This is a genomic window from Klenkia soli (genome assembly GCF_900103975.1).
Lineage (GTDB): Bacteria > Actinomycetota > Actinomycetes > Mycobacteriales > Geodermatophilaceae > Klenkia > Klenkia soli.
This window is the reverse complement of sequence record NZ_FNIR01000015.1, coordinates 1-12,058: the sequence shown is the minus strand read 5'-3', so window position 1 is coordinate 12,058 and position 12,058 is coordinate 1. Positions and strand designations below refer to the sequence as shown.

Here is a 12,058-nt window from a genome sequence, read left to right as displayed (position 1 = left end):
GACGGGGGTTGGGCTGCCGAAGATGCGGGCAGATGTCATCGCGGACGTGCTGCCGGAGACCCCGGCGGTGGCCCGAGAGGATGGGGAGACAGACCTGATGGTGTTGTGGCCGCTCGTGACCCTCGTGGGGTTCCTGCTGCTGACCGGAGTGGTGATCGCCATGGGCACCCACTCGACCTCCCGCTACGAGGCCGAGAAGCGCACGGCCACCGCGCCGCGCGCCCGGCACGCCGCCGAGTCGGCCTCGGCGCCCGTCTCCGCCTAGCTCAGAACCACCCCGGCTGCGCGTCCAGCGTGGTCTGGTCCAGGCTGGCCAGCAGGTCCAGCTGCGGGCCTGTGCGGGGCAGCTCGTACCGCTGGAAGTACCGGGCCGCCGCCCGCTTGCCGGCGTAGAAGTCCCCGGCCGCGTCACCCGCGGCCAGCACCTGCTCCAGCCAGAGCCAGGCCACGACGACGTGGCCGACCGCCTCCAGGTAGACCGTCGCGTTGGCCAGCGTGACGTCGGGGTCACCGGCCGACCACAGCGTCGCCGTCACCTCGCCCACCCGGGTCACGGCCGCGTCGACCTCGGCGGCGAACTCGGCCCACTCGGTGCCCGCGGCCCGGGCCGTCGTCGCCGTGATCGTCTCGGCGAGCACCCGCAGGCCCTCGCCGCCCCCGGCCACGACCTTGCGGCCCAGCAGGTCCAGGCCCTGGATGCCGACCGTGCCCTCGTGGATCGGGTTCAGCCGGTTGTCCCGGTAGAACTGCTCGACCGGGAAGTCGCGGGTGTAGCCGTAGCCGCCGTGCACCTGGATCGCCAGGTCGTTGGCCACCAGCCCCCACTGCGAGGGCCAGCTCTTCGCGATCGGGGTGAGCACCTCGAGCAGCGTGTGCGCCCGGGCGCGCTCGTCCTCCGTCTCCGCGGTCTCCTCCTCGTCGACCAGCTTCGCGCAGTACAGCCCGAGCGCCAGGCCGCCCTCGACGTAGCTCTTCGCGGCCAGCAGCATCCGCCGGACGTCGCTGTGCTCGATGATCGGGACCGGGGGTGCCGACGGGTCCTTGCCGGCCGGGGGTCGTCCCTGCGTGCGGGTCCTCGCGTAGTCCAGCGCGTGCAGGTAGCCGGTGTAGCCCAGCGCGGTCGCGCCCAGGCCGACGCCCACCCGTGCCTCGTTCATCATGTGGAACATCGCGGCCAGCCCGCGGTTCTCCTCGCCCACCAGCCAGCCCACCGCGCCCGGCGCGCCACCCGGGGTGTGCACGCCCTCGCCGAAGTTGAGCAGGGTGTTCGTCGTCCCGCGGTAGCCCATCTTGTGGTTGAGCCCGGCCAGCACGACGTCGTTGCGCTCGCCGACGCCGTCGCCCTCGGGCAGGAACTTCGGGACGACGAACAGCGAGATGCCCTTCACCCCGGCCGGACCGCCCGGGACCTTGGCCAGCACGAGGTGGACGATGTTCTCGCTGAGCTCGTGGTCGCCGCCCGAGATCCACATCTTGGTGCCGGTCAGCCGGAAGCTGCCGTCGTCCTGGTGCTCGGCCCTGGTGGTGATGTCGGCGAGGCTGGAGCCGGCCTGCGGCTCGCTCAGCGCCATCGTGCCGAACCAGCGGCCCTCGGCCATCGGGCGCACGTAGGTCTCGATCTGCTCCGGGCTGCCGTGGGCGAGCAGCAGGTGGGCGTTGGCCATCGTCAGGAACGGGTAGGCCGAGCTGCCCACGTTGGCGGCCTGGAACCAGGCGGTGGCGGCCTTGCTGACCACCTGGGGCAGCTGCATGCCGCCGAGCTCCTCGGGCAGCGTGCCCGCGGCCAGCCCGGCCTCGCCGAACACCTTGAGCGCCGCGGCGACCTCGGGGATGAGCACGACCTTGCCGTCGACGACGTGCGGCTCGTTCTCGTCGGCCTTGCGGTTGTGCGGTGCGAAGTGCTCGGTCGCGATCTCGGCAGCCAGGTCGACCACCGCGTCGAAGGTCTCCCGGTCGTGCCCGGCGAACCGCTCCCGCTTCGTCAGCTGCTCGACCTGCAGCCACTCGTGCAGCAGGAAGTCCAGGTCGCGACGGGACAGGATCAGGGAGGCAGCCACCTCACCACGATCCCAGAAACCGCGGTTCCCGGGATCGGGTGGGGTGCGACCGGATCCCGGGAACCGCGGTTTCCGGGATCGCCGGGTGTCAGAGGAAGGCGCGGAGGGCGGCGAGGGTCTCGCCCGGGCGCTCGTCGACCAGGAAGTGGCCGGTGTCCAGGGCCTGGCCGGTGACCAGGTCGTCGCGGTCGGCCCGCTCGCGCCAGACCGCCAGGACGTCGTCCGGCCCGGTGCCGACGACCCCCTTCGCCCCCCACAGCACCAGCAGCGGGCAGGTGACCCGCCGGCCGGCCGCGGCGTCGGCTTCGTCGTGCTCGAGGTCGATCGACGCACCGGCGCGGTAGTCCTCGAGCATCGCGTGCCGGGTGGCCGGGTCGGCGAAGCAGCGCTCGTACTCGGCCAGCTGCGCGGGGGAGTAGGCGTCCAGCGCCGCGCTGCCCCACCCGCCGAGCAGGCTGTGCAGGTAGCCGACCGGGTCGCCGGCGAGGAGGTTCTCGGGCACCGGCTCGGGCTGCAGGTAGAGGAACCAGTGGTAGTAGGCGGTGGCCAGCCGCCGGTCGACGTGCGCGTAGACGTGGGTCGTCGGCAGGACGTCGAGGACGGCGGCGCGGGTGACCGCGGCGGCGTGGTCCAGCGCCAGCCGGTGGGTGACCCGGGCGCCCCGGTCGTGGCCGACGACGGCGTACCGCTCGTGGCCCAGCTCCCGCATGAGGGCCGCGACGTCGGCGGCCATCGCGCGGAAGGAGTGCCCGGCGTGCCCCTCGCCGTCCGCGGGCTTGCCGGAGTCGCCGTAGCCACGCAGGTCGGGGATCACCACCGTGTGGTCGCGGGCCAGCTCGGGCGCGATCGTCGACCACATCACGTGCGTCTGCGGGTACCCGTGCAGGAGCAGGAGCGGTGGCCCCTCGCCCCCGGTGACGGCGTGCACGAGCGTGCCCCCGTGCGGGTGCTCGACGTGCCGGTCGACGACGTCGAAGGAGGGGAACAACGGATCGCCCATCCCCCGACGCTGCCACCGCCCTCTCCGCGCCGCCACCCGCCTCCTCCCGGAACGGGCGAGGCCCCGGCCGCAGGATGCGGTCGGGGCCTCGGACGAGGTCCTTCTTCAGTCCTTCGGGCGGCCGCTCGGCAGGTGGTCGGCCGGGATGCTGGCCAGGCCGGTCGGGGTGTCGTCGTCCCCCTCGTGCTTGCCGTGCTCGGGCGCCGCGACGTCCTCGTGCCGGCCCACGGGCTGGTCGGTCACCACGGCGTGCCGACCGGTGTCGGTCGTCGAGGTGCTGCTCGCCGGGGTGTCGACCGCGGGGGCGCCGTCCTGGGACGGAGCCGCCGTGGCGGCGGCCGAGGTCGGTGCCGCGGCGCCGGCGGCGTTCGCCGACCGGGTGGCGGCCTCGCCGGCGCCCTCCTGCTGGCCCTGCATGCCCGAGGTGGTGCGCAGCTCGAGCTGGGGCAGGAAGACCAGGACGAAGAAGCCCAGGGCGACGACGCCCGCGGCGATCAGGAACACCAGGTCGATCGAGCTGGAGAACCCGTCCTTGAACGGGGCCGCCAGCGTCGCGTCGATGCGCTGGAAGATCGACGTGTCGGCCAGGTTGGTGCCGGCACCCTGGAGCTGGGCGGCCTGGTCGGGGTTCGCGGCGGCCGCGGCCTGGAACGCCTGGGTACCGCTGGCGGCGGCGTAGGCGGCGGGCACCTTGTCGCCCAGGGCGGAGAACAGCACCGACAGGAACGCCGCGGTGCCCAGGGTGCCGCCCATCTGGCGGAAGAAGGTCACCGAGGAGGTGGCCACGCCGATCTCGCGGGGGCTGACGGCGTTCTGCACGGCCAGGATGATCGGCTGGAAGTTCCAGCCCAGGCCCAGGCCCAGCAGCACCATGAAGGGCACCAGCGACCACACCGAGGTGTCGGCGTCGACGATGAACGACAGGCTGACCAGCGCGATGACCATGAGCACGACGCCGACCATCGGGAACAGCCGGTACTTGCCGGTGCGGGCGATGATCTGGCCGGCGGAGATCGACCCGAGCATGATGCCGCCGACCAGCGGGATCATCTGCAGGCCGGCCACGGTCGGGCTGGAGCCGTGCACGATCTGCAGGTACTGGGGCAGCAGCAGGATGCCGCCGAACATGCCGGCGCCGAGCACGATGCTGGACAGGGCGCTGATGGTGAACGTGCGGTTCTTGAACATGCGGATGGGCAGCAGGGCGTCGTCGCCGTAGGAGCGCTCGGCGAGGAAGAACCACACGAAGCCCAGGGCGCCCACGACGTAGGCGATGAGCGACTTCGGGTCGGTCCAGCCCCAGGTGCGGCCCTGCTCGGCGACGATCAGCAGCGGCACGAGGAACACGATCAGGCCCAGCGCGCCCGGCCAGTCGATCTTGTGCTTGTTGCTGCGGTGCGGCAGGTGCAGGTTCTTGAAGACCACGCCCAGCGCGAGGGCGCCCAGCGGCACGTTGACCCAGAAGATCCAGCGCCAGCCGTCCAGGCCCAGGATGGAGTCCTGGCCGGCGAGGAAGCCGCCGATGACCGGGCCCAGCACCGAGGAGGTGCCGAAGACGGCCATGAAGTAGCCCTGGTACTTGGCCCGCTGCCGCGGCGGCACGATGTCGGCGATGATCGTCAGCGCCAGGGACATCAGGCCACCGGCGCCGATGCCCTGCAGGGCGCGGAACGCGGCGAGCTCGTACATCGAGGTCGAGATGCCGCAGAGGAACGACCCGACGACGAAGACGCTGATCGCGAAGAGGAAGAACGGCCGGCGGCCGTACATGTCGCTGAGCTTGCCGTAGAGCGGCGTGGCGATCGTCGAGGTGATGAGGAACGCGGTGGTCGCCCAGGCCTGCAGGTCGTAGCCCTGCAGGTCGTCGGCGATCGTGCGGATGGCGGTGGAGACGACGGTCTGGTCCAGCGCCGCCAGGAACATGCCCAGCAGCAGGCCGACCAGGATGGTCATGATCTGCCGGTGGGTGAAGGCCCCGGAGGCGTCCGGCGCGGCGGCTGCCGCGCGGGCGTCCCGCTTGTCGGCCGACGCGGATGCGCGGTCGGTGGTCTGGGTCATCGGTCCTTCTCGGGGGTGGGTCGGGTCCACTGGTCGCCGGCGGCGGCAGCAGGGTTCTGGGGGAGGCGGGCCGCGTCGGCGACGGCCGGGATGGCCTCGGTGAGGTCGTCGACGAACCGGCTGAGCAGGGCGCCGAACGTGGTCAGCTCGTCGTCGGACCAGTCGGCGGTCACGGAGTCGAACAGGGCTTCGCGCTCGCGGTGCATGGTCACGACGACCGACTCGCCGGCCGCGGTGACGACCAGCTGGCTGGCCCGGCCGTCGTGGGCGTCGGCGACCCGCCGCACGAGGCCGGCCTCGACCAGCACCGCGACGTGCCGGCTGATCGTGGACGGGTCGGCGTGCACCAGCTCGGCCAGTGCGCTCTGCCGCTGGGGGCCGAGCCGGACCAGCGGGAAGAGCAGGACGTGGGCGGCCCGCTCGCGGGACTGGTCGCCGCCGGCGGTGATCGCGTTCTTCAGCGCGTGCACGACCCGCATCAGGCGGGACACCTGGTCGGAGACGTCGTGGACGTCGCCGCGCCGGCTCGTGGCCGGGTGGTCGACCTCGCCCGGGGCGAGGAGGGAATCGGTCATGCGGACTCCGGAGCTGGGTGGAACGGCCCCGCGGCGGCGGAACGGTTGGACGGTACAACTCGTTGTGCGGTACATGCAATCAGTTGCAGGGTGCATGTTCCTGTGATGTGCGCAACTGGTTGCGCGCTGCACCGGCAACCGGGTGGCGGTGGGGTGGGAAACTGGGACGTGTGAGCACCGAGACCGACGAACTGCGGTCCCGGCTGCCCGCGCTGACCCTCGAGGACGAGCACCGCCTCCGCCGCCGGCTGGACCAGCTGCGCGGTGTGCGCGACCCGGCGGCCCGGGCCCGCAAGCACGAGCAGCTCGCCGCCGACGTCGTCCGGGCCGAGGCCCGCGTCGCTGCTCGCGCGGCCGCCGTCCCCGTGGTGACCTACCCCGAGCAGCTGCCGGTCAGCGGCCGGCGCGAGGACATCGCCGCGGCGATCCGCGACGCCCAGGTGGTCGTGGTCGCCGGCGAGACCGGGTCGGGCAAGACCACCCAGCTGCCGAAGATCCTGCTCGAGCTCGGGCGCGGCGTGCGCGGGCGCATCGGGCACACCCAGCCGCGCCGCATCGCCGCCCGCACCGTCGCCGAGCGCATCGCCGAGGAGCTCGGCTCCTCGCTCGGCGAGGTGGTCGGCTACAAGGTGCGGTTCACCGACCAGGTCAGCGACACCAGCCTGGTCAAGCTCATGACCGACGGCGTGCTGCTGGCCGAGGTGCAGCGCGACCGGCTGCTGCGCCAGTACGACACGATCGTCGTCGACGAGGCGCACGAGCGGTCGCTGAACATCGACTTCCTGCTCGGCTACCTGGCCCAGCTGCTGCCCCGGCGTCCCGACCTCAAGGTCGTGATCACCTCGGCGACCATCGACGTCGAGCGCATCGCGAAGCACTTCGGCGACGCGCCGGTGGTCGAGGTCAGCGGGCGCACGTTCCCGGTCGAGGTGCGGTACCGGCCGGTCGTCGACCCCGACGACGCCGAGGCCGACCCCGACCGCGACCAGACGACGGCGATCGTCGACGCCTGCCGCGAGCTGGTGGCCGAGGGTCCCGGCGACGTCCTGGTGTTCCTGGCCGGCGAGCGCGACATCCGCGACACCGCCGACGCCCTCGGCGAGGCGGCGCTGGGCAGCACCGAGATCCTGCCGCTCTTCTCGCGGCTGTCGGCGGCCGACCAGCACAAGGTCTTCCAGCCGCACACCGGTCGCCGGATCGTGCTGGCCACCAACGTCGCCGAGACGTCGTTGACCGTGCCGGGCATCCGCTACGTCGTCGACCCGGGCACCGCGCGGATCAGCCGGTACTCGGCGCGCACGAAGGTGCAGCGGCTGCCGATCGAGGCGATCAGCCAGGCCTCGGCCCGGCAGCGCTCGGGCCGGTGCGGGCGCACCTCGGACGGCATCGCCATCCGGCTCTACTCGGAGGAGGACTTCGCGGGCCGGCCGGAGTTCACCGACCCCGAGATCCTGCGGACGTCGCTGGCCTCGGTGCTGCTGCAGATGGCCTCCCTCGGGCTCGGCGCCGTGGAGGACTTCCCGTTCCTCGACCCGCCGGACCGCCGCGCGGTGGCCGACGGGTACGCGCTGCTCGACGAGCTGGGCGCGCTGGCCGACGGCCGGCTCACCGAGACCGGCCGGGCGCTGGCCGCGCTGCCGCTGGACCCCCGGCTGGCCCGCATGGTCGTGGAGGCCGACCGGCGCGGGGTGCTCGAGGAGGTGCTGGTCATCGCCGCCGGGCTCACCGTGCAGGACGTCCGCGAGCGGCCGGCCGACGCGCAGGCCGCCGCCGACCAGCTGCACGCCCGGTTCGCCGCCGAGGACTCCGACTTCACCTCGCTGCTCAACCTGTGGCGCTATCTGGGCGAGAAGCAGGCCGAGCTGTCGGGCAACCAGTTCCGGCGCACCGTCAAGCGCGAGTACCTGCACTGGCTGCGCATCCGCGAGTGGCAGGACCTGCACGGCCAGCTGCGCGGCACCGCCCGCCGGCTCGGCATGACCCTGCAGGACGGGCGCGGCGAGCTGGCCGCCGAACCCGACGAGCGCGGGGTGCACGCCGCGCTGCTGGCCGGGCTGCTCTCCCAGGTCGGGCTGCAGCAGGACCTCGGCAAGGACGCCTCTCCGGGGGACAAGCGCCGCGGCTCGCGGGAGTACCTGGGTGCCCGGGGCGCGAAGTTCGTCATCGCGCCCGGCTCGGTGCTCACCCGCAAGCCGCCGCGCTGGGTGGTCGCCGGCGAGCTGGTCGAGACCAGCCGGCTGTTCGCCCGCACGGTCGCCCGCGTCGACCCCGAGACGATCGAGAAGCTGGCCGACCACCTGGTCAAGCGGCAGTACTCCGAGCCCCGGTGGGACGCCAAGCGCGGCTCGGTGGTCGCCACCGAGCGGGTCACGCTCTACGGCATCCCGCTGGTCGTCGGCCGCCGGGTGCAGTACGGCTCGATCGACCCGGTGGTCAGCCGCGAGCTGTTCATCCGGCACGCCCTGGTGCAGGGGGAGTGGCAGACCAACCACCGGTTCTGGGCGCACAACCAGCAGGTGCTGGCCCAGGTCGCCGAGCTCGAGGAGCGTGCCCGCCGGCGCGACCTGCGGGTCGACGACGAGGCGGTCTTCGAGCTCTACGACGCCCGGGTCGGCGCCGAGGTGGTCAGCGCCCGGCACTTCGACACCTGGTGGAAGCAGGCCCGCCGCCAGCACCCGCACCTGCTCGACTTCACCCCGGCGATGGTCACCGACGCGGGCGTCGCCGAGCAGGTCGCGGCCGGCGACTTCCCCGACGAGGTGCACCTGACGCAGGGCCTGGTGCTGCCGCTCTCGTACGCCTTCGACCCCGGTGCCGAGGACGACGGCGTGACCGTCGACGTCCCCCTCGGCGTGCTGGACACCGTGGCCGCGCAGACCTCGGGTGCCTCGTTGGCGTGGACCGTGCCCGGGCAGCGCGAGGAGCTGGTGACGGCGTTGCTGCGCGGGTTGCCCAAGCAGGTGCGCCGCGGTCTGGTGCCGATCCCCGACCGGGTGCGCGAGGTGCTGCCGCACATCGACCCCACCGAGCCGCTGCTGCCCGCCCTCGAGCGCGAGGTCCGCCGGGCGGTGGCCGTGCTGATCCCGCACGACGCGTGGGTGCCGTCGTCGGTGCCCGACCACCTGCGGGCCACGTTCCGGGTGCTCGACGACCGGGACCGGCCGCTGGCCAGCGGCAAGGACCTGGACGCACTGCGGGCCCAGGTGGCGGGGGAGTCGCGGAGGTCGTTGGCGCGCGCGTCGGCCGACGTCTCACGGACCGGTCTCACGTCCTGGACGCTCGGCACGCTCCCCGAGACCGTGCAGGTCGACCGGCAGGGCCACCTGGTGACGGCGTACCCGGCGCTGGTGGACGAGGGCCCGACGGCCGGGGTGCGGGTGGTGCCGACCGCGGCCGAGGCCTCGCGGCTGACCTGGCTGGGTGCCCGCCGGCTGCTGCTGCTCGCCGTCGGGTCACCCGCGGCGAAGGTCGTGAAGTCGCTGCAGCCGCGCACCCGGTTGGCGCTGCAGTTCAACCCCGACGGCGAGATCCCCGCGCTGGTGGCCGACTGCGTCGACGCCGCGGCCGACGAGCTGATCGCGCTGCACGGCGGGCCGCCGCGCACGGCCGAGGCCTTCGCCGGGCTGGTCGAGGCCTCGCGGACCCAGCTGCACACGCTGACCGCCGAGGCCGTGCGCCGCGTCGAGGCCGTGCTCACCCAGGCGCGCGAGACCGCGATCGCGATCGGTGCCGCGCCTGGGCGCGGGGTGCCGGCCTCGGCGGTGGCCGACCTGCGGGCGCAGATGACCGGCCTGCTGCACCGCGGCTTCGTGGCCACCCTCGGGTTCCGGCGGTTGCGCGACGCCGTCCGGTACCTCGCGGCGATGGCGGTGCGGCTGGAGAAGCTCCCGGCCGCCGCCGGACGCGACGCCCTCTGGCAGGAGCAGGTGGAGGCGGTCACCGAGGAGCACCGCCAGCTGGCCACCCGGGTGCCCTCGGTGGGCGGCCCCGACGACCCGGTGGCCCGGATCCGGTGGATGGTCGAGGAGCTGCGGGTGAGCCTGTTCGCGCCGTCCGTCGGCACCCCCCGCTCGATCAGCGAGCAGCGCATCCACAAGGCGGTCGACGCCCTGGGCTGAGCCCGGGGCCGGCGTGCTCAGCTCCAGAAGCCGGCGTGCACCTCGACGGCCTCGGGCAGGTCGTAGGGGCCGTGCACGGTGACAGGACGTCGGCCGCGGGCGAACACCTCGCGGCACGGCAGCAGCAGCGCGTCGTCACCGGGCTCGTCGCCGGTGATGCCGTACAGGCCCTCCTCGGACAGCGCGTAGACGACGGTCCCGATGCCCGCCCAGAAGATCGCCCCGGCGCACATGGGACACGGCTCGGTGCTGGCGACCAGCACCAGGTCGGCCAGCTCGACGGCGCCGTACCGCGCGGACGCCAGTCGGACCAGGTTGGTCTCGGCGTGCCCGGTGACGTCCCGGTCGGTGACCACGGTGTTCTCCGCGGTCAGCAGCACCTGCCCGGACGCGTCGGCCAGCAGGGCGCCGAAGGGGTGGTTGCCGGCCGCGCGGGCAGAGGCGGCGAGCGCGACGGCCTGCCGGAGCAGCGGGAGGTGGTCGGAGTCGATCACGGTCGCGAGCCTAGGCATGCGCCGGTCGCTCCCGGTCCCAGGACGTCGGCGGACGGTGCCGCCCGGCGCCGCCCGGCTGCTCAGAACGGTGGTGGGTCGTCGGCGGGGTCGGAGGACGGTGGTGGTTCGGTCTCGAGGTCGAGGACCTCGCCCATGGCCGGTGGCCTGGTCGTGCGGGTGGTGCCGCCCGGGGTGGTGACGCGCAGGGTGCCGTCGGCGCCCACGGCGAACCACCAACCGGGGGAGTGGGTCTTGAGCCGGTGGTGTCGGCGGCAGAGCATGGCCAGGTTGCGGACGCAGGTGGGCCCGCCTGCGCTGGGCTTGTGGTGGTCGTAGGGAACGACGTGGTCGGCGTCGCAGGCCCGGGCGACCTGCCGGCAGCCGGGGAACCGGCAGTGCCGGTCGCGGGCGCGCAGGTACCGGTACTGCGCGGCGGTCGGGGTGTAGCCGGGTGTGGCCGGTGGTGGCCCGATCCCGCGCCCGGCCTTGGCAGCGGCGGCCAGTTCCTCGGGGGTGGCCACGGCCAGCAGCCGGCCGTGCTGGCCGGTGATGGTGAACGCCAGCTCACCGCCGTCGGGGTGGGTGAGCCCCAGCGCGTCGATCCAGGTCAGCAGGGACCTGACAGCGGCCGGGGTGACCGGCAACCCATCCACGTGCCCCACCTGCGCACCCCAGGCGGCCACCACCCCGCCGGCGGGCAGACCGGTCCCGCCATCGGGCGGACCGGTCCTCGCTGCTGACGCCTCAGGGCGCCTGAGCTCGGAGGTGTCGGCGGCGACCGCGCCCTCGGCTGCGACATCCCCGGCAGCCTCGACCGCGGTCTCGGCCAGAGCATCGGCGCTGGCCTCAGCCTCGTCGTCGGTATCGGCTTCGGTCTTGGTCCCGTCGTCGTCCCCGGCCCCGGCGGATGCGCTGCGGGCCTCGGCGTGGGCGATGAGGCCGCTGAGGTCGGGCACCAGCAGGTCGGCCAGGTCGGCGTTGATGGTCAGGTGCGCGATCGCCGGGTCCAGCTGCTCCCACGGCCGGGTCAGCAACGTGACCACCAGCTCGGTCTCGATCTCCCCGGACGGGCGGGTGTCCCCGTCGGCCTTCAGCTTGCGCACGAACGCACCCAGCTGGGCCTTCACCAGCTGGCGTCGGCGGCCTCCAGGTTCGTGGCCCGGAGGTCGGCGAGGCCGTCGCCGGTGCCCTGCACCCTGACGCCGGCCTCCCGCTTGCGCAGCGCCTTCCGCCGATCCGCAGCCTCGGGATCGGCCGCGATCAGCGCGGCGTCGATCCGCTCCTTCAGCGTGGTGGGTGGGCACCCGGCCGCTGCCCATCCCACCGCCTGGGCGGCGATCGCATCGATCACCGCGTCGTCGACCGGCCCGCCCCAGGTCGCGGCCTGGTAGCGCAGGGCCTTCACGACCACCTTCGCCCGGGCCTCGTCGATGCGCCCGTCGGCCAACGCGTGCCACACCACCGGGAACTGCCGCACCAGCGCCAGGTCGTCGTCCACGAGGTAGCGGGCGGAGGCCACGGACATGTTCAGCAGGACCGCCACCTCGTCGGGCAGGAAGTCATCGGCCGCCTGCAGCGACGGGTCATCGACATCGGCGTCCGGGCGGGTGTCGGTGCGGGCACCGGGGGCGAACGGCAACGGCTGTCGAGCACCGAGGGTGGCCTTGCGCTCGATCAACCCCGCCCGGTACGCGGCCAGCGCGGACATCTGCCGGTGCACCGAGGCGAGCTCGGCATCCAGCTCGACGCCCTCCAG

At 73.6% G+C, this 12,058-nt stretch carries 9 protein-coding genes; 2 read left to right on the top strand and 7 right to left on the bottom strand.

All coding sequences use genetic code 11. The features are described 5' to 3' along the window. Positions 1-97: 97 nt before the first annotated feature. Positions 98-265, top strand: a complete 168-nt coding sequence (locus tag BLS67_RS23930; RefSeq protein ID WP_207500761.1) for a hypothetical protein — start codon at positions 98-100, stop codon at positions 263-265. A gap of 1 nt (position 266) precedes the next feature. Here BLS67_RS23930 and BLS67_RS20275 read toward each other — a convergent pair whose 3' ends face one another. The 4 genes from BLS67_RS20275 to BLS67_RS20260 all read right to left on the bottom strand — a co-directional run bounded on the left by BLS67_RS20275 (position 267) and on the right by BLS67_RS20260 (position 5,690). Beyond that, a complete protein-coding gene (locus tag BLS67_RS20275) occupies positions 267-2,057 on the bottom strand; it encodes an acyl-CoA dehydrogenase (RefSeq protein ID WP_091249115.1) in 1,791 nt (596 codons plus the stop codon). Positions 2,058-2,145: 88 nt separating this feature from the next. Next, positions 2,146-3,057 (bottom strand): alpha/beta fold hydrolase, encoded by a 912-nt coding sequence (locus BLS67_RS20270; protein WP_091249112.1) that lies wholly within the window; start codon positions 3,055-3,057, stop codon positions 2,146-2,148. Between the two features lie 105 nt (positions 3,058-3,162). Then, entirely contained in the window at positions 3,163-5,115 is a 1,953-nt protein-coding gene (locus BLS67_RS20265) for an MDR family MFS transporter (protein ID WP_091249106.1), read from the bottom strand. Continuing rightward, a complete protein-coding gene (locus tag BLS67_RS20260) occupies positions 5,112-5,690 on the bottom strand; it encodes a MarR family winged helix-turn-helix transcriptional regulator (protein WP_091249104.1) in 579 nt (192 codons plus the stop codon). Before BLS67_RS20260 ends, BLS67_RS20265 begins: the two co-directional genes overlap by 4 nt. 170 nt (positions 5,691-5,860) lie before the next feature. Between BLS67_RS20260 and hrpA the strand changes: the two genes are divergently transcribed. Further along, on the top strand, positions 5,861-9,808 hold the full coding sequence (hrpA, locus tag BLS67_RS20255; protein ID WP_091249101.1) for an ATP-dependent RNA helicase HrpA: 3,948 nt from the start codon (positions 5,861-5,863) through the stop codon (positions 9,806-9,808). A gap of 17 nt (positions 9,809-9,825) precedes the next feature. Here hrpA and BLS67_RS20250 read toward each other — a convergent pair whose 3' ends face one another. The 3 genes from BLS67_RS20250 to BLS67_RS20240 all read right to left on the bottom strand — a co-directional run. Continuing rightward, positions 9,826-10,302, bottom strand: coding sequence for a nucleoside deaminase (locus BLS67_RS20250; protein ID WP_242654232.1), 477 nt, complete (start codon positions 10,300-10,302; stop codon positions 9,826-9,828). 80 nt (positions 10,303-10,382) lie between these two features. After that, positions 10,383-11,405 carry an HNH endonuclease signature motif containing protein gene (locus BLS67_RS20245; protein WP_131801804.1) on the bottom strand — a complete coding sequence of 341 codons (1,023 nt, stop codon included), beginning with the start codon at positions 11,403-11,405 and terminating at the stop codon, positions 10,383-10,385. Positions 11,406-11,425: 20 nt separating this feature from the next. Further along, on the bottom strand, positions 11,426-12,058 hold a 633-nt coding region (locus BLS67_RS20240; protein WP_131801803.1), incomplete at its 5' end, for a DUF222 domain-containing protein.

Bases quoted from the DNA above. Each gene is read 5' to 3' on its own strand.
- BLS67_RS20270 (WP_091249112.1), bottom strand. From the start codon at position 3,057: ATGGGCGATCCGTTGTTCCCCTCCTTCGACGTCGTCGACCGGCACGTC.
- BLS67_RS23930 (WP_207500761.1), top strand. From the start codon at position 98: ATGGTGTTGTGGCCGCTCGTGACCCTCGTGGGGTTCCTGCTGCTGACC.
- BLS67_RS20265 (WP_091249106.1), bottom strand. From the start codon at position 5,115: ATGACCCAGACCACCGACCGCGCATCCGCGTCGGCCGACAAGCGGGAC.
- BLS67_RS20260 (WP_091249104.1), bottom strand. From the start codon at position 5,690: ATGACCGATTCCCTCCTCGCCCCGGGCGAGGTCGACCACCCGGCCACG.